The organism is Streptomyces zaehneri (assembly GCF_032248645.1).
GTDB classification, from domain to species: Bacteria; Actinomycetota; Actinomycetes; order Streptomycetales; family Streptomycetaceae; genus Streptomyces; species Streptomyces coriariae.
This window is the reverse complement of record NZ_JASTTJ010000003.1, coordinates 113,886-134,056: the sequence shown is the minus strand read 5'-3', so window position 1 is coordinate 134,056 and position 20,171 is coordinate 113,886. Positions and strand designations below refer to the sequence as shown.

Sequence of the window (20,171 nt, the reverse complement as noted above, 5' to 3'; positions counted from 1 at the left end):
TCGATCCGCTGGTCCGACGCCCTGCGCACCCGAAGAACGGACTCAGCTCACGGGCGGTGTGCCGTGCGTGTGGAACGACTCGATCGTCCGCAGACCCCAGGCCTGCCCCTTCTTGCGCTCCTCCTCGGTCCAGGTGACCAGCGGCCAGTCGGGGGCCAGGACGAGGCGCGTGAGCGGGTTGCACAGCTCGATGCGGTTGCCGCCGGGCTCGTAGACGTACAGGAAGAACGTCTGCTGGATGGCGTGCTTGTGCGGGCCCGTCTCGATGAACACGCCCGAGTCGATGGCGAGGTCGGCGGCGCGCAGGATGTCCTCACGGGTGTCCGTCGCGAACGCGATGTGGTGCAGCCGCCCGGAACTGCCGGTCCAGTCCGACGTGTAGACGACGTCGTACGACTTGTCGGTGTACGTCAGCCAGCGCGCCGCGATCTTCCCCGTGTCCAGCCTGATCTGCTCGGTGGGGCGGGCGCCCAGCAGGTTCTGCTGGAACTCGGAGTTGGCGAGCACGTCGGCGGCGAGGAAGTTGATGTGGTCCAGGCGCCGTACGCCCACACCCCGGTTGGGCTTGGCCTGCGGCTGGTTCTTCAGGGCGGGCTTCAGCTCGTCGGGGGCCCGGTAGTGCTCGCTCTCCCAGTACAGGGCGTGCTCGTGGCCGTCCGGGTCGGTGGTGACGTACAGCTTGCCGAGACCGGGTTCGCCCTCGGTCCAGCGGCCGCTGCCGCCCGCCGCCTCGATCGCCGCGACCCGGCGCCGCAGCGCCTCCTCGCTGGAGGTACGCAGGGCCAGCCGGCCGAGGCCGGGCTCCGCGCGGGCGGTGAGCACCAGGCTGTGGTGCTCGTAGTCGTCGAAGGTCCGCAGGTAGACGGTGTCGTCGTCCTGCCCGTTGACGGTGAGCCCCAGGTAGTCGGTGAAGAAGCCGACGCTGGCGTCCAGGTCCGGGGTGAAGAGCTGGGCATGGCCGATGTGGGCGATGTCGCCGAGCGGCGGAGTCATCGTTGACCTCCAAGGGAGCGGGGAGAGAGGGGGGCCGTCTCGGCGGACCTGGGGAAGACGGTGCCGTCGAAGATCTTTCGGGCCGTGCGCACCACGGCGGTGCGGCGGGCGCGGGGCAGGCCGTCGGGGGTGGTCCCGAGGCTACTTTCGATATCCAGGAATCCCGTGGGATGTTCTATGCGAATTCGGTCACTTCCGGCGTCGATCCTCGCCAGCTCCGCCCCCACGCTGCCTTCGATCCGCAGGCCGGCCGCGACGCTTGCCGCACCGAGTACCCCGATCGAGGGGTGGCAGCGCACAGGAATGAAGGTGCGGGTGGTGACCGCGCCGTCGCCGCGGGGCGCGGCGAGCAGCGTGAGCTTGGGCACGGTGGTGTCCGAGACGTCGCCGAGGCCCATCAGCCGGCCCGCCGCCAGACGGATCGTCCGCAGGCGGTCGGCGAGCGCGACGTCCTCCTCCAGATCCCGGGGCAGCTCGTAGCCGGTGACCTTGACGGAGGTGGCCTCCATGAGCACCGTCGGCATCCCGTTGTCCACGCAGGTCACCGCCACACCGTCGATCTCGTCGCGGACGTTGCCGGTGGGCAGCAGCGTGCCGGTGCCCGGCGGGAACTCGATCACCACGGGCGCGGCCGTCCCCGGCACCCCGGAGATCTCGGCGGCGCCGGTGTAGTCCACGCGACCGCCCGGCGTCGGGAAGGTCGCCGTCGCGTGGTCGCCGGAGTTCACCATGCGGATCCGGACGGCGGTCTCCTCCTCCCCCGCGGCGACGAGCCCGCGCTCCACGGCGAACGGGCCGACACCGGCGAGGATGTTGCCGCAGTTCTGACGGTCGCTCACCTCAGGCCGGTCCACGCCGACTTGAAGGAAGAGGTAGTCGACGTCGGCGTGCGGGTCGGCCGACGTCGACACCACGGCCACCTTGCTGGTGAGCGGGTGCGCGCCGCCCAGGCCGTCGATCTGGCGGGCGTCCGGACTGCCCATGACACGCAGCAACAGCTCGTCGCGCAGGGCCGGTTCGGCGGGGAGATCGCCGGCGAGGAAGTACGCGCCCTTGGAGGTGCCGCCCCGCATCAGCAGACAGGGCAGCTCCTCGGGCACGAAGGTCACGACGACTCCCCCGTGTACGCGTCGTACGTCTTGTACTCGACGCCGAGCCGCTTGAGGGTATCCCTCAACCCGTAGCGGTCCAGGCCGAGTTCGCCGTCGAGGAAGGCGGCACGGGAGCGCGCCTCCTTGGCCTCGCGGGCCTCGGACGCCGCCACGGTGGCGCGGGCACGCTCGCGCGGGACGACCACCACACCGTCGTCGTCGGCGAGGATCACGTCGCCGGGACGGATCACCTGGCCGTCGATCGCGATCGGCACGTTGACCGAGCCGCCGGTGGCCTTCACGGTGCCCTGCGAGGAGACGGCCCGCGACCAGGCCGCGAAGCCCATGTCCCGCAGCTCCTGGGTGTCGCGGATGCCCGCGTTGGTGATCACGCCGCGCACCCCGCGCCGCTGGAGCGCGGTCGCGAAGAGCTCGCCGAACATGCCGTCCGTGGACGGGGAGGTGGTGGTGACGACCAGGACGTCGCCCTCGCCGCACTGCTCGACGGCCGCGTGGATCATGAGGTTGTCGCCGGGCCAGCTGAGCACGGTCACGGCGGTGCCGGCGACCCGTACGCCCTGCTGGATCGGGCGGATCTCCGGGCTCAGCAGGCCGGTGCGGCCCAACGCCTCGCCGACCGTGGCCACGCCGAAGCCGGCCAGCGCGTCGACGTCCTTCAGCTCCGCCTTCGGCGGACCGGTGACGATCACGCCGCTCATGACAGCTCCTTGGCGATCTGCGGGTAGGGGCGCATGTACGCCTCGGCCATGGTCTTGTGCGCCAGGCCCAGGTTCGGTCCCGCGTTGCGCTTGAGCTGGACGCCCCGGCGCACGGCGAGGTCGGTGTAGTAGTCCCACAGGTGCCGCTGTGCGCCGAGGCACTCCATGGCCTTGCGCTTGGTGTCCCACACGTCGGTGATGTCGAGCAGCACCTCGGGCCTGAAGCCGCTCATCTCCGGCTGGTGCGGCTCGAAGTAGAAGACCGGCGGCGCGCCGATGATCTCGCCCTCGCCCGGGTAGCCGATGGCCTGGGCGAGGACCCTGGCCTCCAGCGCCATGCGGTTGGCGGCCGGGTGGTCGCCGTTGTACGGGTCCTCGGTGGGGTGGGTGAGCACCACGTCCGGCTGGGTGTCCCGGTAGACGGCGACGAGCCGGTCGGTCAGCTCGGCGGTGGCCACGAGCGGGTAGTCGCCGGCGTCGAAGAAGCGGACCTCGGCGCCCAGGGTGGCGGCGGCGCGTTCGGCCTCGTCCCGGCGTATCGCCTTGATCTCGTCGAGCTTCCTGCCCTCGCGCCACGCCTTGGCGGACTCGCCGCGCTCGCCGAAGGTCAGGCACGCGATGGTGACCTTCTCCCCGCGGGAGGCGGCCAGGGCGATGGCACCGCCCGCCCGCCACACGAAGTCGCCGGCGTGCGCGGTGACGACGAGGGTCGATCGTGGTGGGCTGGCGGGCGCGTTGGCCTGGGTCATTCTCAGATCTCCTTGGTGACAGGTGGGCGCCCGCCCCGCGCAGCCGTGATCAGTCGCGCAGCGCCTCGATCACGCTGGTGAGGTGGGCGCGGACGGCCGTCTCGGCCGCCTGGGGGTCCCTGGCCCGGATCGCTTCGATCATGGTCAGGTGCTCACTCAGGGACTGCTGCGGCCTCCCCGGCCTCAGCGCCAACTGGAATCGGTGGCGCACCAGTTGGGCGTTGAGCCGCTCCAGCAGCTCCTGCGCGGTCTGCTGGCCGGAGAACTCCCGGATGCGGACGTGCAGTTCGTGGTTGAGGTCGGAGTAGGTGACCGGCTCGCCGTCGGCGACGGCCTTGGTCATGGCCGTGCCGAGGTCGGTCAGCTCGGTCAGCTGGTCGTCGCTGGCCGCGACGGCCGCCTTCGAGGCGCAGAGCCCTTCGAGAACCATGCGGCACTCGGTGATGGCGACCGCTTCGTCCACGGTCACCACCCGCACCCGCGACCCGCGGTTGCGGATCCGTTCGACGAGCCCCTGGGACTCCAGATCGATGAGCGCCGCGCGGATGCTGGCCCGCGTCACACCGAACTGCTCGGCGAGCTCGTTCTCCACCAGCCGCTGGGCCGGTGCCATCTCGCCGTGCAGGATCGCCTGCCGCAGCTGCGCGAGCGCATGCTGTTTGGCCTGCTCCCCGGTGCTCGGACGGGCTTCTTTCGGCATGGTTGCCCTCCCTGAGTGAGTGCCTGTCGAACCTAAATCTAGCGAAACAAGATTGTCAACAATTTTGTCCGCCGTATTGCGCGCGTGCTTCCGCCGCGTCATGTTCCCACCGGACGGGCCGGCGCGGGACGGCGCGGGCCACTCGGTCAACGCGTTCGCCACGACCACGGTCCCGCCGAGCAGCGCGTCGACCGCCCCCGTCAGCACCGCGACCGCCCGACAGCGGCGCGACCAGCGTGACGATGTGTCCTCCCACCTGGGCCGACAGCCCACACAGTGTCCACGCCCGGCGGACGTACGGCCTCGCTAGGGTCGCCTCATGAGCACCGACAGCGGCCCCGCCGGCCCTCCGCCCCACAGCTTCGTCGTCCACATCCCCGACGCCGGCCTCGAGCCAGAGCCGCTCGATCCGCGGCAGATCGTCGCCGGGACCCCCGAGGTGACCGGCAAGGTGGTGTGGGAGTCGGCGGACGGCCGGCAGGTCAGGGGGATCTGGCAGATCACCCCGGGCGTCGTCACCGACACCGAGGCGGACGAGCTGTTCGTGGTGATCAGCGGGTCGGCGACCATCGAGGTCGAGGGCGGCCCCACCCTGACCGTCGGTCCGGGCGACATGGCGGTGCTGCGCGAGGGCGACCGGACGACCTGGACGGTCCACGAGACGCTGCGCAAGGCCTACGCGATCACGCTGTGACCGCGGGCGGGCGCGCCGTCGTCCCCCGGACCTCCAGGACCGGCGGGGTCAGCTGCAACCGCCCCTCCCCGCCCGGCCGTTCGAGCCGGTCGAGCAGACAGCGGGCGGCCCGGCGGCCGACCTCGTGGCCGGCGCCGTCGACGGTCGTGAGCCACACATGGCGCAGCCGGGAGATGCTTGTGTTGTCGTAGCCGACCACCGACAGGTCGCGCGGCACGCGCAGGCCAAGTTCCCCGGCCGCCGACAGCACCCCCACCGCCGTCATGTCGTTGACGGCGAACACGGCCGTGGGCCGGTCGGCGCGGGCGAGCAGCCGCACCGTGGCCCGGTAGCCGCCCTCCTCGGTCATGTCGCCCGCCTCGACCAGCGCCTCACGGTCCGCTCCCGCCGCCCGCATGGTGGCCTCGAAGCCGCGCCGGCGCAGGTCGGCGACGGCACCGTAGCCCGCCAGGTGGGCGATGCGGCGGTGCCCGAGTCCGACGAGGTGCTCGGTGACCAGGCGGGCGCCGCGCTCGTCGTCGTTCGCCACCAGGTCCACCCCGGCCGGCACCGGCTCCCGCGCCGCCGCGACCACGACCGGCATCCGGGCGGCGACGGTCTCCAGGGCCGCCGGGTCGGGCAGCGTGCCGACCACGACCAGCCCGTCCGCTCCCAGGTCCAGGAAGGGCCCGGCCGGGTCCTGGCCGACCCGCCGGTGCAGCCGGGCGTCGGCCAGCAGCATGTGCAGGCCGCTCGCGTGCAGCAGGGAGTTGAGGCCGTCCAGGAGGTCCACGTACCAGGGGTTGCGCAGGTCGTGCAGCAGGACGCCGACCATGGGGTTCCCCCCGCCCGGGTCCGGCCGGGAGCCGGGCACGGTGCGCCGCTCACCGAGACTGCGGGCCGCCTCGTTGGGCCGGTAGCCCAGCTCGCGCACGGCCCGCAGGACGGCCTCGCGCTTCTCGGCACGTACCTGGTCGGAGCCGCGCAGCACCAGGGAGACCAGTGACTTGGACACCCCGGCCCGGTCGGCGACGTCACGGATGGTCGGCGCTCTCATGCTTGGACCGTTCCATGTGGCGCACCGGTTGTCAAAGGGCCTGTAATCCCTTGACACCCTGGGGAGACGGCCCGCAGGGTGGCCTGGTCAGTGGGATGGAGCGGTCCAAGGAAGGGCTGTGGTGACTGCCATGGTGGATGCGCTGGGAGTGGCCGTCGTCGGGTTCGGCTGGATGGGCCGCGTGCACACCCAGGCGTACGCGCGCGTACGGCACCACTATCCGCGGCTGGCGCTGCGGCCGGAGCTGGTGAGCGTCGCCGAGGAGGTGCCCGGCCGGGCCGACGAGGCCGCGGCGCAGTTCGGCTTCGCCTGCGCCACACGGGACTGGCGCGAGGTGGCGGCCGACCCACGGGTGCGGGCCGTCAGCATCACCGCGCCGAACTTCCTGCACCGCGAGATCGGTGTCGCGATGGCCGAAGCCGGCAAACACATCTGGATCGAGAAGCCGGTGGGCCTGACTCCCCCGGACGCCCGGGCGGTGGCGGACGCGGTGGCCGAGGCGGGCGTGCAGGGCGCGGTCGGCTTCAACTACCGCAACGCGCCCGCCGTGGAGGCCGCCCGCGACCTGATCGCCTCCGGTGAGCTCGGCACGGTCACCCACGTCCGCATCCGCCTCTTCAGCGACTACGCGGCCCACCCCGACGGCGCCCTGACCTGGCGGTACGAGCGGGAGCGGGGCGGCAGCGGAGTGCTGGGCGACCTGGCCTCGCACGGCGTCGACCTGGCCCGCTTCCTGCTCGGCGAGATCACGTCCCTGACGGCCGACACGGCGGTCTTCGTCCCCGAGCGGGCCCGCCCGACGGGAGCGACGGCGGGCCACAGCCTTGCCGTCGGCGGCGAACTCGGCCCGGTCGAGAACGAGGACTACGTCAACTGCCTGCTCCGCTTCGCCTCCGGCGCCCGGGGCGTCCTGGAGGCCTGCCGGGTCTCGGTCGGCGAGCAGAACAACTACGGCTTCGAGGTGCACGGCACCGAGGGCGCCGTGTTCTGGGACTTCCGGCGGATGAACGAGCTCGGCGTCAGCCGCGGCACCACGTACCAGGACCAGCCCGTCAGCACGGTGTACGTCGGCCCGGGCGACGGCGAGTTCGGCGCCTTCCAGCCGGGCGCGGCGAACGCCATGGGGTACGACGACCTCAAGGTGGTGGAGGCGTACCGCTTCCTGCGCTCGGTCGCCGAGGGCACCCCCTGCGGGGCGACGCTCGCGGACGCGGTGCACAGCGCGACCGTGCTGGAGGCGATGACACGGTCCGCGGAGAGCGGCTCCTGGGTGGACGTGCACCCGTAGGGGTGGCGACAGGACCACCCCCGGTCCGGTTCTCAGGCCCAGGGACGGCGCGCCCCGGGAACGGCAGGCTTCAGGAGTCGGCGAACGCGACACGAACCCGCGGACGCCGGCACCGAATCCGCCACACCGAGAACTCGGGGGACCCTCATGTCCGAAGTCATCGCCCGCCGTCTGACCGGCCTCGCCGCCCTCGTCGCCGCGGTCGCGCTCATCGTCCAGGTGCCGCTCTACTTCGTCCACGACGGCCCGCCGCCGGACGGCAACGTCCTGTCCCGGCTGCTCATCGGGATCGTCGCGCTGGCCTCCCTGGTGGTGTTCGTGACGGCGTTCCGCGAACTGGTCGCCCAGGCGGGTCCCGCCCACGCGTGGGCGGGCTCCCTCGCCTTCGCCACCGGCCTCGTCTACGCCACGGTCACCCTGGTCTCGATGGGCCTCGAGGCCGGCGCGGTCATCGCCGTCGACCACCCGATCGACCCGACCATCGACGTCAGCGGCACCTACATCCTCTACGGATCGATCTCCAAGCTGATGCTGGCGATCTTCCTGACCGCGCTGGGCCAGGCCGTCACCCGCGCGCGCCTGCTGCCGCGCTGGACCGCTCGCTCGGCGTACGTCCTGGCCGGGCTCAACCTGGCCTTCGTGCCCTCCCTGTTCTTCGGCAACGACCCCGCGTTCTTCTACGCGGCGAACGGCTGGGGCACCACCGCCCTGCTGGGGGCCGTCCTCAGCTACTGGCTGCTGGCCCTGGGCGTGTGCGCGTACCGCAGCGCGGCACGCGTCGCCCCGGCGGCCGGGACACCGGCACCACGGCACTGACCCGCCCGCGAGGCCCGCGCCCCGGCTGGCAGCCGCGTCAGCCGGCAGCCGCCTGGGGCGGCATGTTGTACGGGGTGACCACCTGGATCGCCGACGGCAGCGGGGGCCCGGCCGGCGGCAGCGCGCCGTGCGCCCGCATCACGGTGTGACAGGCCTCGCGCACGTCGCGGCGCAGGTCGTGGTGGAGGACGGCGGACAGCCTGTGGCCGCGCAGCAGCCGGGTGTTGTCGTGGTCGAGGTCGTGCGCGACGAACACGTCGCACTCACGGCCGAGGTCGGCGAAGGCGCGCAGGGTGGCGTCGTTGCCGCCGCCGATGGAGTAGACGGCGCGGATGTCCCGGTCGCGTTCCAGCGCGGCCCGGACGAGCTCGTACTGCGTGGCGTCCAGCCCCTGCCCCTCGGCGATCTCGACCAGCGTGCGCTCGGGATCGCGGGCCCGCATCACACCGCGGAAGCCCATCTCGCGCTCCTCCTCGTTGCGGAAGAAGCCGCTGCTCAGGCTCGTGAGCACATTGCCCGGGCGGTCACCGAACCACTGACCCATGAGGTAGGCGGCGGTGGCGCCGGCGGCCCGGTCGTCGATACCGACATAGGCGAGGCGGGCGCTGGCCGGCAGATCCGTGACCAGGGTGACGACGGGGATCCCGGCGGCGACCAGCCGGCCGACGGCGGCGTTGGTCTCGGGTACGTCCGGCGCCTTGAGGACGACCCCCTGCGAGCCGCGCCGGGCTATCCGGTCGAGGGTGGCGACCTGCTCCTGGACCGGTCCGGTCTCCCGGAAGTGGAAGCGGGAGCGCAGCACGGCCGGGTGCAGGGACGGCAGCTCGGCCTCCAGGGCGGCCCGGACGGCGGTGGTGAACCGTTCCGGCGCCTGCATCACGATGTCGACCATGAAGGTGCGCCCGACGAGCCTGACCTGGGTGCGCTGCCGGTCCAGGTCGGCGATGGCGCGCCGGACCTCCCGCACGGTGGACTCCCGCACCCCGCCCCTGCCGTTCAGCACCCGGTCGACGGTGGCCTCGCTCAGACCCGCCTGACGTGCGATCTCCCGGATGGGGAAGGGGTGGCCCACGGAATGCTCCTCCGGGATCTGCTTGAGGGGTTTTTGATGGCCGCCTGCTGGTTGTTCGACGGGTTTGTCATGACAAGAATGGCAGCACTGAGCCGCCATTGCCATCGAAGGGACGACGATGTCCTTCACCTCCGTGCGAGGTCACGCCTGGCTGACCGAGCAGGACTGCGACCTCGACACCTTCCGCCCGCTCGTCGAACGCACCACCGACCTCACCGACTTCCCGCACGCCTCGGCGGTGCAGGGGAACGTCCTCGTCTACGACAGTGAGCGGCTGCGCGCCCCCGGAACGGACCGCGCGGTCCGCGCCGAGCTGGTGCGGGCCCTGAGCGACGGCCCCGGAGTCGTCGTGTTCCGCGACGCCTTCCCCGATCCGGCGGTCGTCGACCGGGCCACCGCGGTCTTCGACGCGCTCATCGCCGAGCAGCGCGCCTCGGGCGCGACCGCCGGTGACCACTTCGCGAAGCCCGGCGCCAACGACCGCGTCTGGAACGCCCTGGAGAAGGCCGCCCTGCGTGACCCGCAGGTGTTCGCCGACTACTACGCCAACGACATCCTGGCGCTGGTCGCGCGGGCCTGGCTCGGGCCGGGCTACCAGATGACGTCCCAGGTCAACGTGGTCAACCCGGGCGGCCAGGCGCAGAGCGTGCACCGCGACTACCACCTCGGCTTCCTCTCCGACGCGCGGGCCGCCGCCTACCCCGCGCACGTCCACCGGCTCTCCCCCGTGCTCACCCTCCAGGGCGCCGTCGCGCACGGCGACATGCCTGTGGAGACCGGGCCCACGCTGTACCTGCCGTACTCACAGACCTACGAGCCCGGCTACCTGGCGTGGCGACGGCCCGAGTTCCAGGAGTACTTCGAGAAGAACCGGGTCCAACTGCCGCTGGCGAAGGGCGACGCCGCGTTCTTCAACCCGGCCGTCTTCCACGCCGCAGGCACCAACCGCACCACCGGAGTACGCCGGATGGCCAACCTGCTCCAGGTGTCCTCGGCGTTCGGGCGCGCGATGGAGACCGTGGACCGGGAGGCCGTGGCGAACGCGGTCTACCCGGTGCTGCTGGAGCGCCGGGCGCAGGGCGTGGGCGAGGAGTGGCTGGAGCGAGTCGTCGCCGCGAGCGCCGAGGGCTATCCCTTCCCCACCAACCTCGACAGCGACCCGCCCGTCGACGGCCTCGCCCCGCCCGCGCAGGCGGACCTCGTACGGCGGGCGCTGCACGAGGAGTGGACCCCGCAGGCACTGCGGGACGAGCTGCGGGCCTGCGCCCTGCGGCGCACGAGCTGAAAGGACCTCCCTCCATGGGACTTCTCGACGACAAGGTCGTCCTCGTCAACGGCGGCAGCCAGGGCGTCGGCGCGGCCATCGCCCGGGCCGCCGTCCGCGAGGGCGCCGTGATCGCCGTCACCGGACGGCGGACGGAGCCGGGCGAGGCGCTGGTGGCGGAGCTGACCGCCGCCGGCGGCAAGGCGCTCTTCGTCCGGGCCGACCTCGCCGACGCCGGCCAGGCGAAGGGGGCGGTGGCCGACACGGTGGCCTCCTACGGCCGCGTCGACTGCCTGGTGAACTCGGCGGGCCTGACCACCCGGGGCACGCTGCTCGACACCACGCCCGAGCTGTTCGACCAGCACATCGCGATCAACCTGAAGGCGCCGTTCTTCGCCATGCAGGCGGCCGTCGCGGACATGCTGGCCCGTGAGGCGCCCGGCACGGTCGTCAACCTCATCACCTCTTCGGCCCACGGCGGTCAGCCCTTTCTCGCGCCGTACGTCGCCGCGAAGGCCGGCCTGATCGGCCTGACCCGCAACGCGGCGCACGCGCACCGCTTCGACCGGGTCCGGATCAACGGCCTCAACATCGGCTGGACCGCCACCGAGGGCGAGGACGCGACGCAGAAGGCCTTCCACGGCGCCGGGGACGACTGGCGCGAGCAGGCCGCCGCACGACTGCCGATGGGCAAGCTGGGCCAGCCGGACGAGATCGCCGACTTCGTGGTGTTCCTGCTGTCCGAGCGGTCGGGCGTGGTCACCGGTTCGGTGATCGACTGGGACCAGAACGTGCTCGGCGGCCTGGACTGAACATCTCGACCCCACCCAGGCATCCGAAGCCCGCGTCCTGAGCCCGTCCGGCGATCGAGGACGAGCCCGAAGGGCGACGGGCCGCGGCAGAGCCCCGGCAACAGACAGCAACCAAAACCACCAGGAAAGCAGCGGAGCGCATGCGCATCGGAATTCTCGGCCTCGGCCGCATCGGCGCCTTCCACGCCGAGACCCTCTCCGGACTCGACGCCGTGGAGTCGCTCGTCGTGGCCGACCCGTTCGCGGAGGCCGCCAAGAAGGCCGCCGAGCGGTTCGGCGCGGAGGTCGCGGACTCCCCCGAGGCCGTGCTGGCCGCCGGGGTGGACGGTGTCGTGGTCGCGGCGGCGACGGACGCCCACCCGGACCTGATCCTGGCCGCCGTCGGGGCGGGCATCCCGGTCTTCTGCGAGAAGCCCGTCGCCAGGACCATGAGCGAGGGCGTCGAGGTCCTCGAGGCCGTGCGGGGCAGTGCCGTCCCCATCCAGATCGGCTACAACCGGCGCTTCGACGCGGGCTTCGTCGCCGCGCGGGCGGCCGTGACCTCGGGAGAGCTGGGCAGGCTGCACACGGTCCGCTCGACCACGCTCGACCCGGCCCCGCCGCCGGCCGCGTACGTCGCCGCCTCCGGGGGGATCTTCCGGGACTGTTCCGTGCACGACTTCGACATCATCCGCTGGGTCACCGGCCGTGAGGTGACGGAGGTGTACGCCGTCGGCGGCAACCGGGGCGCCGACTACATCAAGGAGGCGGGCGACGCCGACACCACCGGCGCGATCCTCACCCTCGACGACGGCACGATCGCGGTGGTCTCCAACTCCCGTCACAACGCCCGTGGTTACGACGTCCGCATGGAGATCCACGGCTTCACGGACTCGATCGCCGTCGGCCTGGAGGACAAGCTGCCGCTGCGTTCGGTGGAGCCCGGGGTGACCTTCCCGGCCGGTACTCCGCACGACTTCTTCATGGACCGCTTCACCGCCGCCTACCGCGCCGAACTCACCGCGTTCACCGAGGTCGTGGCCGGCACCCGTCCCTCCCCCTGCACGATCGAGGACGCCCTGGAGGCGGGCTGGATCGCGGAGGCGTGCACGCTGTCCCTGCACGAGCACCGGCCGGTGACGATCGCGGAGGTCCGCGCCTCCTGAGCCCGGCGCATCCGCGCGTGAGGGCGACCGGGGCGAAGGTGCTCCCCGGTCGCCCTCACCGGCTCACAGGCCGTAGCGGACCGCGAACTCGTCCGGGTCGTAGGCGTCCCGGGCCGGGTCACGCGGGGTGGCCGGCCGCTCCTCGACCATGTCCTGCGGGCGTACCCGCTCGGGCAGCGCGCCGAACCGGGCCCGGCGCCGGACCTCCGCGGTGCCGGCCTGCTCTTCCTCCTGCATCTCACCCTCCCCGTCCACGACCGCACACACCTGGTACCTGTCTGAACGTCCTCACCTCGCCGCTGGTTCCGCCGGCAGGTCGAAGACGTGGTCCGGGGAGATGATCGTGGTGATCGCGTCGCCGAACAGGGTGCTCGGCTCCTGGTTCTTGTAGTTGATGTCGGTGTTGAGCACGACGACGAGGGTGGTCCGGGCCGACGGCAGATAGACGGTCAGGGACTCGTAGCCGGGCAGCGAGCCGTTGTGGCCGATCCAGCCCTGCACGTCGAAGATGCCGAGACCGTATCCGGCGCCCGGAATGGGGGTCGGCGGAGTGGTCAGGCGCTGCTTCTGGGTGGCGGGACTGATCATCCGCTCACCGTCGGGCAGCACGCCCGTGGCCACGGTACGTGCCCAGATCCGCAGGTCCTCCAGCCGGGAGATCATCGCGCCGGCCGCCCAGCCCCAGGACGGGTCCCAGTCGGCGGAGTCCTCGACCTTCCCGGTCGCGGTCTGGTCGGTGTAGCCCTGGGAGTGCGGGCTCGGGAACTCGTTGCCGGTCGGGAACAGGGTGTGGTCCAGTCCGGCCGGGTCCAGGATGTGGTCCTGGATGTAGTCGTTGAGATGCGAGCCGCTCATCTGCTCGACGACCAGGCCGAGCAGGATCAGGTTGGTGTTGCAGTAGTAGAACTTCTCACCCGGCGGGAACAGCACGGGGTGCTTGAACGAGTAGTCGAGCAGCTGCTGCGGGGTGAACGGCCGCTGCGGGTCGGAGGTCAGCGCCTTGAAGAAGTCCTCGTCCGCCGAGTAGTTGAACAGTCCGCTGCGCATGCCGGCCAGCTGGCGCAGGGTTATCTTGTCGCCGTTCGGCACGCCGTCGATGTACTCGCCGATGGTGTCGTCGAGGCCGATCTTCCCCTCGTCGACCAGCTGGAGGATCGCGGTGACGGTGAACGTCTTGGTCTCGCTGCCGATGCGCATGTAGAGGCCGGGGTCCATCTCCCGGCCGGTGCTCTTGTCGGCGACGCCGAAGGACTTCACGTACTCGCCCTTGCCGGGCGTCCAGATGCCGACCGACACGCCGGGGATGCTCGCCTGCTTCATGACCCGCTGGACGGCGTCGTCGACCTGCTGCCGTACGGCCGGGGTGAGTTCGACGACGCCGTCCCCGGACGAGGACGGCGAAGGTGGTTCGGTGCCGGTGGCCGTGGGGGCCGTGGGGGCCGAGGCCGGCACGGCCGTCGCCCCGCCCGCGGCCGGCACCACCAGCGCCCCCACCGCGGCGGCGACGACGATCCCCCTGCGCATTCGGATACACGACTGTGTCATGGGCCCGCTCCCGTATGAGGAGGTCTCCGCCGCAGGCCACGGCCGCACCAGGGGGCACGGGCCGCATGCGGCCCATCACCACCACGATACGAGCGCGGGCGCGCCGCCGCCTGTCGGCGACGGCGCGACGCGCCTGGTGCCCCGGCCCGGGTCAGGCCCCGCAGGAGCGCAGGAACTTCCGGGTGCGCACCGCGATGGGCAGCGGCCGGTCCGGCTCGCACGGGTACATGTCCTGCTCCACGATCGCGAACAGCTCGACACCGAGCCGCTGCGCCGCTACCAGGATCGGCTCCAACTCCGGTACACCGGAAGGTGGTTCGCACATCACTCCGCGCTGCACGGCCGGGCCGAACGGCACCTTGTCCCTGACCACGTCGGCGAGGACCGCCGGGTCGACCTGCTTGAGGTGGAGGTAGCCGATGCGTTCGCCGTAGCTCTCGATCAGCTCGACGCTGTCCCCGCCGCAGTAGGCGTAGTGGCCGGTGTCCAGGCAGAGGTTGACCAGTTCGCCGTCGGTGGAGTCCAGGAAGCGCTCGACGTGTTCCTCGGTGTCGATGTGCGTGTCGGCGTGCGGATGGACGACGAGGTCCAGTCCGTAACTCTCCTTCACCTCGTGACCCAGCCGCTCCATGCCCTTGGTGAGGTGGGCCCACTGTTCGCCCGTCAGCTCCGGCGGCTCCAGGATCTCGGCCGTCTTGTCGTCCCGCCAGAAGGACGGGATGACGACGAGGTGCCCGGCGCCCGTCGCCCGGGTGAGCGCGGCCACCTGGCTCACGTGCGCCCAGGTGGACTCCCAGACGGACGGACCCCGGTGCATGCCGGTGAAGACCGTCCCGGCCGAGACGCGCAGTCCCCGCCGGGCCACCTCGTCGGTGAGACGGGCCGGATCGGTCGGCAGATAGCCGTAGGGGCCGAGTTCGATCCAGGAGTAGCCGGCTTCGGCGACCTCGTCCAGGAACCGTTCCCAGGGCACCTGCCGGGAGTCGTCCGCGAACCACACGCCCCAGGAGTCGGGGGCCGAGCCGACCCGGATGCGGTCGAGAGCGTTCGCCATGTCAGGGCGTCCTCTCCCCGGGACTCGCCACGGGCGCGGTGAGGTCCTTCTCCTCCGGGAGCTCCTCGACGTCGACGCCGCGCACCTGGGCCAACTCGTGCTTGAGTGCGGCGAGTTCGGTGCCGCCGGCCATGTGGTTGGTGAGTTCTTCGAGGCTGACCTGGTCGCGGGAGGCGGAGAGTTCCATGGTGCCCAGGCGCAGGACGCTGAAGTGGTCGCCGACCATGTAGGCGTGGTGGGGGTTGTGGGTGATGAAGATGACGCCGAGGCCGCGGTCGCGGGCGGCGGCGATGTACTTCAGGACCACACCGGACTGCTTGACGCCGAGGGCCGCGGTGGGTTCGTCCAGGATGAGGACGCGGGCGCCGAAGTGCACGGCGCGGGCGATGGCGACGCACTGGCGCTGGCCGCCGGAGAGGGTGCCGATGGGCTGTTCGAGGTCGTCGAGGACGATGCCCATGTTGCGCAGTTCCTCGTCGGCGGTCTTCTTCATCTTCTCGATGTCGAGCCGGCGCACGGGCCAGGGGCCCTTGGTGAGCTCGGAGCCGAGGAAGAAGTTGCGCCACACCGGCATCAGCGGGACCGTCGCGAGGTCCTGGTAGACGGTGGCGATGCCCTTGTCGAGGGCCTCGCGCGGGGTGGAGAAGCGCACGGGGTGGCCGTCGACGAGGAACTCGCCCTCGGTGTGCTGGTGCAGCCCGGAGACGATCTTGATGAGGGTGGACTTGCCCGCGCCGTTGTCGCCCAGGACACAGGTCACCTGGCCTGGCCGGACGGCGAGATCCACCCCGTGCAGGGCGCGGATGTTGCCGTAGGACTTGCCCGCGTTGCGCAGCTCCACGAGTGGACTGTCACCGCCCTCGGGGGCGGTGTCCGCGAGGATGGCGCCGTGCGTGCCGGTTCCGTCGGTGGTCATAGGGGTGGTCACCTCCGGGTGGCCGTGCGCTGGACCCACAGATTGATGAGTACGGCGCCGAGGAGCATGACGCCGAGGAAGGCCTTGAACCAGTCGGGGTTCCAGCCCGCGTAGACGATGCCCTGCTGCACCATCCCGAACATGAACGCCCCGAAGACCGGGCCGATCGCCGAGCCGGCGCCGCCGGTGAGCAGACAGCCGCCGATGACGGCCGCGGAGATGTAGATCAGCTCCTGGCCGACGCCTTCACCGGACTGCACGGTGTTGAACGTGAACAGCTGGTGCATCCCGACGAACCAGGCGCCGAAGCCGACCAGCATGAACAGCGAGATCTTCGTGAACGTCACCGGCACGCCGACCGCCCGCGCGCTCTCCTTGTTGCCGCCGACCGCGAAGACCCAGTTGCCGTACCTGGTGCGCAGCAGGACCCAGGTGGCGATGGCCGCGAAGACCAGCCAGTACACGATGGTGATCTTCACCTGGACGCCGCCGACGTCGAAGGACGAGGCGAAGACCTTCTTCGCCTGGCCGAAGCCGTCCATGTCGCTGATGTCGTCGGTGGCCACGTTGGTGGTGATCAGCTTGGTGACGGCGAGGTTGACGCCCTGGAGGATCAGGAACGTGCCCAGGGTGATCAGGAAGCTCGGCAGCCCGGTCTTCACGACCATCCAGCCGTTGAGGAAGCCGATCCCGAGGGACACCGACAGGGCGACGACCACACCGACCCACACGTTCATGGTGAGCTGGTAGCTGAGCATGGACGCGGTGAGCGCCGAGGTGATGACGGCGACACCGGCCGACAGGTCGAACTCGCCGCCGATCATCAGCAGCGCCACCGGCAGCGCCATGATCCCGATCGTCGACGACTGATACAGGATGTTGGCCATCGAACTGCCGTCACGCACCGGCGGCGCCGCGATCAGGAAGAACACGTACACCGCGACCGCGCCGAGGAACACCCCCACCTCGGGGCGGGCCAACAGCCGGATCGCGAGGGGGCGCTGCTTGGTCCGGCCGTCGCTCTCCTTGCGGCCGGGGGCCGGCGGTGTGGTCACCGCCGGCTCGGCATGATGGGTCATGCTCATCACCGGGTGCCCTTCGCGGCGAACGAGGCGACCGCGTCGACGTTGGTCTTGTCCACGAAGGCAGGACCGGTCAGCACCGGCTGCTCGCCGCCGCCCATGTAGTTGCCGTTGTTCTTGTAGAGCCACAGCGAGTCGATCGCCAGGTAGCCCTGGAGGTAGGGCTGCTGGTCGACGGCGAACTCGATCGTGCCCTTGTCGATGGCACTCGTCAGGTCCTTGTTGAGGTCGAAGGTGGCGATCTTCGCCTTGCTGCCCGCGTCGGCCTTCGACTGCACCGCCGTCAGAGCGAACGGGGCGCCGAGGGTGACGACGTAGTCGATGGCCTTGTCCTGGCTCAGTTTGGCGGTGATCGTCGACTTCACCGACGGCATGTCGGTGCCGTTGACGTACAGGGTCTCCGTCGTGCCGGAGAACGTCTTCTTCACACCGGCACAACGCTGGGTGAGGCCGATGTTGCCCTGTTCCTGGATGACACAGACGGCCTTCTTGGCGCCCTCGGAGTTGAGCCTGTTGCCGAGCGCCTCGCCGGCCACGGTCTCGTCCTGGCCGAAGAACTCCATCAGGCCGAGGTTCTTCCACTCACTGACACCGGAGTTGAGACCGACCACGGGTATCTTCGCGGCCTTCGCCTTGGCTATGACGTCCTTCAGCGCGTCCGGCTTGGCGAGGGTGACCGCGATGCCGTCGACCTTCTGGTCGATCGCGTTCTGGATCAGGGTGGCCTGGTTTCCGGCATTCGGGTCGGCGGAGTAGACCAGCTTGACGTTGTCCTTGGCGGCGGCCGCCTCGGCGCCCTTGCGGACGATGTCCCAGAAGGTGTCGCCGGGCGACTGGTGGGTCACCAGGGCGACCGTCATCTGCGGAGTGCTCGCCTTGCCCGCGGAAGCGCCGTCCGCGCTCTCCTCGGACTTCTTGCCGCCGGAGCCGCTGGAGCAGCCCGCGAGGGTCAGGGCCGCCGCCGCGGCCAGGGCCACGACCGGGGCGATTCTGCGCGAGCGGAAGGGAGAAGAGCTGTCCATCTTTCCTGCACCTCACTGTGCGACGGAGAAAACGACGGGAAAAGGGGAGGCGATCAAGAAGATCCGGGGCCCGTTTCTAATCAGATTGGGGCCATGGGGCCGGGTCCGCGACTGTTCAGGTGTCTCGGACCCGGCGTGCGCTGCTGATGCCGGATCCAATCCCTTGCCGAGCTGACTGTCAATACTTTGTTAAGACATCATTTCACGATCAGGTCCGAATGTAAGTACAAACTCTTGACAGTGCGGGTCCCCTGGACCTACACCTGGGAGACGCCAGGCCCACGATCACCGTGAGGAGCGTCGCACATGGCCGAAGCGGCCCAGCCATGGGGCGTGATCACGATGGGTCGTACCGGGATCGATCTCTACCCCTTGCGACCGGACGTACCCCTCACACGCACGGAGACGTTCGAAAAGGACCGTGTCGCCCTCGCCCGGCGAGAGTTGACCCTGCCGGCCGAGACCGGGACCGGAACCGGAACGGGCGCCGGGACCGGCAGGCGAACCGGGAGACGCCCCGCAACCGGCCGACCCGGCTGATCCGGTCCGCCCGCACCCCGTCCGCTGTCCCACCCGACCCGACCGACCCGAGGAGGTGCCCCGATGGCGAAGACCGGCGACCGATCCCGTGCCGTGCCCGGCTCCGCGCTCGACCTGCTGCACTTCGCCCTGGACCGCACCAGCCCCGTGCCGCTCTACTACCAGCTCGCCCAGCAGTTGGAGGCGGCGATCGAACAGGGAGCGCTCGCCCCGGGCAACCTCCTCGGCAACGAGATCGACCTGTCGACCCGCCTCGGCCTGTCCCGCCCGACGGTCCGCCAGGCCATCCAGTCCCTGGTCGACAAGGGACTCCTGGTGCGCCGGCGGGGAGTCGGCACCCAGGTCGTGCACAGCCAGGTGAAACGGCCGCTGGAACTGAGCAGCCTCTACGACGACCTGGAGGCGGCCGGACAGGGACCCACCACCCATGTCCTGCGCAACGACCGCGTGCCGGCGACCGCCGACGTGGCCGCCGCGCTCGGCGTCCCGGAGGGCAGCGAGGTCACCCTTCTGGAGCGGCTGCGCGCCACGCACGGACAGCCGGTGGCGTTCCTGTGCAACTACCTGCCCCCGGCCCTCCTGGACCTCGACACGGAACGCCTGGAGTCGACCGGCCTGTACCGGCTGCTGCGTTCGGCGGGCATCACCCTGCACAGCGCCCGCCAGACCATCGGCGCCCGCTCCGCCACCGCCGAGGAGGCCGAGCTGCTGGCCGAGAAGAAGGGGGCGGCCCTGCTGACCATGCAGCGCACGGCGTACGACGACACCGGCCGGCCGGTCGAGTACGGGACGCACGTCTACCGTGCGTCCCGGTACGCGTTCGACTTCCAGTTGCTGGTCAGACCCTGAGGGCCGCCGAGGGCGCCCCGGGACCTACCGCGGGGCCATCCGCAGCGCGCCGTCCATGCGGATGGTCTCGCCGTTGAGGTAGTCGTGGTCGACGATCGCCAGGGCCAGCCGGGCGTACTCCTCGGGCCGGGCCAGGCGGCGCGGGAAGGGCACGCCCTCGGCGAGCGAGGCGCGGAACTCCTCCGACACCGTCGCCAGCATCGGCGTCTCCACGATGCCCGGGGCGATGGTGCACACCCGGATCCCGTACTGCGCGAGGTCGCGGGCGGCGGGCAGGGTCAGGCCGACGACCCCGCCCTTGGAGGAGGCGTAGGCGGCCTGGCCGATCTGTCCGTCGTACGCGGCGATGGAGGCGGTGTTGACGATGACGCCCCGCTGGCCGTTCTCGTCGGCCTCGGTCGCGGCGATGGCCTCCGAGGCGAGCGCGAGCACGTTGAAGGTGCCGATCAGGTTGATCTGGATCACCTTGGCGTAGAGGCCGAGGTCGTGGACGCCCTTCCTGCCGAGGATCCGCGCGGACGGGCCGACACCGGCGCAGTTGACGACCGTGCGCAGCGGGACACCGGAGCCCGCCGCGGTGGCGACGGCGGCGCCGACCTGCTCGGGGTCGGTGACGTCGGCGGGCACATAGGTCACGCCGGGCACCTCGGGCGCCTTGTCGATGCCGTCCTTGAGATCGAGGGCGAAGACCTGGGCGCCGCCTTCGGCGAGGGCCTTCGCGGTGGCCGCGCCGAGGCCGGACGCACCGCCGGTGACAAGGGCGGCGGTGTTCTCGAGCTGCATC

General features: G+C 71.1%; 21 protein-coding genes. 7 read left to right on the top strand and 14 right to left on the bottom strand.

Annotation, left to right across the window (positions count from 1 at the left end; translation table 11 throughout):
- Positions 1–42: 42 nt before the first annotated feature.
- The 5 genes from QQM72_RS06270 to QQM72_RS06250 are packed head-to-tail and all read right to left on the bottom strand — an operon-like array spanning position 43 to position 4,252.
- Positions 43–993, bottom strand: coding sequence for a VOC family protein (locus QQM72_RS06270; RefSeq protein ID WP_314219770.1), 951 nt, complete (start codon positions 991–993; stop codon positions 43–45).
- Positions 990–2,102 (bottom strand): 4-oxalomesaconate tautomerase, encoded by a 1,113-nt coding sequence (locus QQM72_RS06265; RefSeq protein WP_314219769.1) that lies wholly within the window; start codon positions 2,100–2,102, stop codon positions 990–992. Before QQM72_RS06265 ends, QQM72_RS06270 begins: the two co-directional genes overlap by 4 nt.
- Positions 2,099–2,803, bottom strand: a complete 705-nt coding sequence (locus QQM72_RS06260; RefSeq protein ID WP_314219768.1) for a 4-carboxy-4-hydroxy-2-oxoadipate aldolase/oxaloacetate decarboxylase — start codon at positions 2,801–2,803, stop codon at positions 2,099–2,101. The genes QQM72_RS06265 and QQM72_RS06260 overlap by 4 nt, the downstream gene beginning before the upstream one ends.
- Positions 2,800–3,552, bottom strand: a complete 753-nt coding sequence (locus QQM72_RS06255) for a PIG-L deacetylase family protein (RefSeq protein ID WP_314219767.1) — start codon at positions 3,550–3,552, stop codon at positions 2,800–2,802. Before QQM72_RS06255 ends, QQM72_RS06260 begins: the two co-directional genes overlap by 4 nt.
- Positions 3,553–3,601: 49 nt before the next feature.
- Entirely contained in the window at positions 3,602–4,252 is a 651-nt protein-coding gene (locus tag QQM72_RS06250) for a GntR family transcriptional regulator (RefSeq protein ID WP_314219766.1), read from the bottom strand.
- Between the two features lie 319 nt (positions 4,253–4,571).
- On the opposite strand from QQM72_RS06250, the gene QQM72_RS06245 reads away from it, so the two are divergent.
- Positions 4,572–4,946, top strand: a complete 375-nt coding sequence (locus tag QQM72_RS06245) for a cupin domain-containing protein (protein WP_314219765.1) — start codon at positions 4,572–4,574, stop codon at positions 4,944–4,946.
- On the opposite strand, the gene QQM72_RS06240 is transcribed toward QQM72_RS06245, so the two are convergent.
- Positions 4,936–5,982: a LacI family DNA-binding transcriptional regulator gene (locus QQM72_RS06240; RefSeq protein WP_314219764.1), complete on the bottom strand. Its 1,047-nt coding sequence runs from the start codon at positions 5,980–5,982 to the stop codon at positions 4,936–4,938. The two genes, QQM72_RS06245 and QQM72_RS06240, sit on opposite strands and share 11 nt — an antisense overlap.
- Before the next feature lie 130 nt (positions 5,983–6,112).
- On the opposite strand from QQM72_RS06240, the gene QQM72_RS06235 reads away from it, so the two are divergent.
- Together QQM72_RS06235 and QQM72_RS06230 are read left to right on the top strand one after the other, a co-directional pair.
- Complete coding sequence (locus tag QQM72_RS06235) at positions 6,113–7,270, top strand: Gfo/Idh/MocA family protein (protein WP_314220136.1); 1,158 nt, start codon at positions 6,113–6,115, stop codon at positions 7,268–7,270.
- Positions 7,271–7,417: 147 nt separating this feature from the next.
- Positions 7,418–8,086: a hypothetical protein gene (locus QQM72_RS06230; protein WP_314219763.1), complete on the top strand. Its 669-nt coding sequence runs from the start codon at positions 7,418–7,420 to the stop codon at positions 8,084–8,086.
- A gap of 37 nt (positions 8,087–8,123) precedes the next feature.
- Here QQM72_RS06230 and QQM72_RS06225 read toward each other — a convergent pair whose 3' ends face one another.
- Positions 8,124–9,158 carry a LacI family DNA-binding transcriptional regulator gene (locus QQM72_RS06225; protein ID WP_314219762.1) on the bottom strand — a complete coding sequence of 345 codons (1,035 nt, stop codon included), beginning with the start codon at positions 9,156–9,158 and terminating at the stop codon, positions 8,124–8,126.
- 118 nt (positions 9,159–9,276) lie between these two features.
- Between QQM72_RS06225 and QQM72_RS06220 the strand changes: the two genes are divergently transcribed.
- From QQM72_RS06220 to QQM72_RS06210, 3 genes are all read left to right on the top strand, one after another.
- On the top strand, positions 9,277–10,443 hold the full coding sequence (locus QQM72_RS06220) for a phytanoyl-CoA dioxygenase family protein (RefSeq protein WP_314219761.1): 1,167 nt from the start codon (positions 9,277–9,279) through the stop codon (positions 10,441–10,443).
- Between the two features lie 14 nt (positions 10,444–10,457).
- Entirely contained in the window at positions 10,458–11,234 is a 777-nt protein-coding gene (locus tag QQM72_RS06215; RefSeq protein ID WP_314219760.1) for an SDR family oxidoreductase, read from the top strand.
- Between the two features lie 140 nt (positions 11,235–11,374).
- Positions 11,375–12,379, top strand: a complete 1,005-nt coding sequence (locus tag QQM72_RS06210) for a Gfo/Idh/MocA family protein (RefSeq protein ID WP_314219759.1) — start codon at positions 11,375–11,377, stop codon at positions 12,377–12,379.
- Between the two features lie 63 nt (positions 12,380–12,442).
- Here the strand turns inward: QQM72_RS06210 and QQM72_RS06205 are convergent, their stop codons facing one another.
- The 6 genes from QQM72_RS06205 to QQM72_RS06180 all read right to left on the bottom strand — a co-directional run bounded on the left by QQM72_RS06205 (position 12,443) and on the right by QQM72_RS06180 (position 17,998).
- Positions 12,443–12,616, bottom strand: coding sequence for a hypothetical protein (locus QQM72_RS06205; protein ID WP_314219758.1), 174 nt, complete (start codon positions 12,614–12,616; stop codon positions 12,443–12,445).
- 51 nt (positions 12,617–12,667) lie between these two features.
- Positions 12,668–13,903: a serine hydrolase gene (locus QQM72_RS06200; RefSeq protein WP_399076149.1), complete on the bottom strand. Its 1,236-nt coding sequence runs from the start codon at positions 13,901–13,903 to the stop codon at positions 12,668–12,670.
- A 172-nt stretch (positions 13,904–14,075) separates the two neighbouring features.
- Complete coding sequence (locus tag QQM72_RS06195; protein ID WP_314219756.1) at positions 14,076–14,978, bottom strand: sugar phosphate isomerase/epimerase family protein; 903 nt, start codon at positions 14,976–14,978, stop codon at positions 14,076–14,078.
- Position 14,979: 1 nt separating this feature from the next.
- Positions 14,980–15,894 (bottom strand): ATP-binding cassette domain-containing protein, encoded by a 915-nt coding sequence (locus QQM72_RS06190; RefSeq protein ID WP_314219755.1) that lies wholly within the window; start codon positions 15,892–15,894, stop codon positions 14,980–14,982.
- Between the two features lie 8 nt (positions 15,895–15,902).
- Positions 15,903–16,979: an ABC transporter permease gene (locus QQM72_RS06185; RefSeq protein WP_314219754.1), complete on the bottom strand. Its 1,077-nt coding sequence runs from the start codon at positions 16,977–16,979 to the stop codon at positions 15,903–15,905.
- Positions 16,979–17,998: a sugar ABC transporter substrate-binding protein gene (locus QQM72_RS06180; protein ID WP_314219753.1), complete on the bottom strand. Its 1,020-nt coding sequence runs from the start codon at positions 17,996–17,998 to the stop codon at positions 16,979–16,981. Before QQM72_RS06180 ends, QQM72_RS06185 begins: the two co-directional genes overlap by 1 nt.
- A 603-nt stretch (positions 17,999–18,601) precedes the next feature.
- Here QQM72_RS06180 and QQM72_RS06175 point away from each other — a divergent pair.
- Positions 18,602–19,387, top strand: a complete 786-nt coding sequence (locus tag QQM72_RS06175) for a GntR family transcriptional regulator (protein WP_314219752.1) — start codon at positions 18,602–18,604, stop codon at positions 19,385–19,387.
- Positions 19,388–19,411: 24 nt separating this feature from the next.
- On the opposite strand, the gene QQM72_RS06170 is transcribed toward QQM72_RS06175, so the two are convergent.
- A complete protein-coding gene (locus tag QQM72_RS06170; RefSeq protein WP_314220135.1) occupies positions 19,412–20,170 on the bottom strand; it encodes an SDR family NAD(P)-dependent oxidoreductase in 759 nt (252 codons plus the stop codon).
- Position 20,171 lies beyond the last annotated feature (1 nt).

Bases quoted from the DNA above. Each gene is read 5' to 3' on its own strand.
- QQM72_RS06250 (WP_314219766.1), bottom strand. From the start codon at position 4,252: ATGCCGAAAGAAGCCCGTCCGAGCACCGGGGAGCAGGCCAAACAGCAT.
- QQM72_RS06240 (WP_314219764.1), bottom strand. From the start codon at position 5,982: ATGAGAGCGCCGACCATCCGTGACGTCGCCGACCGGGCCGGGGTGTCC.
- QQM72_RS06235 (WP_314220136.1), top strand. From the start codon at position 6,113: ATGGTGGATGCGCTGGGAGTGGCCGTCGTCGGGTTCGGCTGGATGGGC.
- QQM72_RS06230 (WP_314219763.1), top strand. From the start codon at position 7,418: ATGTCCGAAGTCATCGCCCGCCGTCTGACCGGCCTCGCCGCCCTCGTC.
- QQM72_RS06210 (WP_314219759.1), top strand. From the start codon at position 11,375: ATGCGCATCGGAATTCTCGGCCTCGGCCGCATCGGCGCCTTCCACGCC.
- QQM72_RS06200 (WP_399076149.1), bottom strand. From the start codon at position 13,903: ATGCGCAGGGGGATCGTCGTCGCCGCCGCGGTGGGGGCGCTGGTGGTG.
- QQM72_RS06175 (WP_314219752.1), top strand. From the start codon at position 18,602: ATGGCGAAGACCGGCGACCGATCCCGTGCCGTGCCCGGCTCCGCGCTC.
- QQM72_RS06245 (WP_314219765.1), top strand. From the start codon at position 4,572: ATGAGCACCGACAGCGGCCCCGCCGGCCCTCCGCCCCACAGCTTCGTC.
- QQM72_RS06270 (WP_314219770.1), bottom strand. From the start codon at position 993: ATGACTCCGCCGCTCGGCGACATCGCCCACATCGGCCATGCCCAGCTC.
- QQM72_RS06220 (WP_314219761.1), top strand. From the start codon at position 9,277: ATGTCCTTCACCTCCGTGCGAGGTCACGCCTGGCTGACCGAGCAGGAC.
- QQM72_RS06180 (WP_314219753.1), bottom strand. From the start codon at position 17,998: ATGGACAGCTCTTCTCCCTTCCGCTCGCGCAGAATCGCCCCGGTCGTG.
- QQM72_RS06260 (WP_314219768.1), bottom strand. From the start codon at position 2,803: ATGAGCGGCGTGATCGTCACCGGTCCGCCGAAGGCGGAGCTGAAGGAC.
- QQM72_RS06205 (WP_314219758.1), bottom strand. From the start codon at position 12,616: ATGCAGGAGGAAGAGCAGGCCGGCACCGCGGAGGTCCGGCGCCGGGCC.
- QQM72_RS06170 (WP_314220135.1), bottom strand. From the start codon at position 20,170: ATGCAGCTCGAGAACACCGCCGCCCTTGTCACCGGCGGTGCGTCCGGC.
- QQM72_RS06185 (WP_314219754.1), bottom strand. From the start codon at position 16,979: ATGAGCATGACCCATCATGCCGAGCCGGCGGTGACCACACCGCCGGCC.
- QQM72_RS06190 (WP_314219755.1), bottom strand. From the start codon at position 15,894: ATGACCACCGACGGAACCGGCACGCACGGCGCCATCCTCGCGGACACC.
- QQM72_RS06215 (WP_314219760.1), top strand. From the start codon at position 10,458: ATGGGACTTCTCGACGACAAGGTCGTCCTCGTCAACGGCGGCAGCCAG.
- QQM72_RS06255 (WP_314219767.1), bottom strand. From the start codon at position 3,552: ATGACCCAGGCCAACGCGCCCGCCAGCCCACCACGATCGACCCTCGTC.
- QQM72_RS06195 (WP_314219756.1), bottom strand. From the start codon at position 14,978: ATGGCGAACGCTCTCGACCGCATCCGGGTCGGCTCGGCCCCCGACTCC.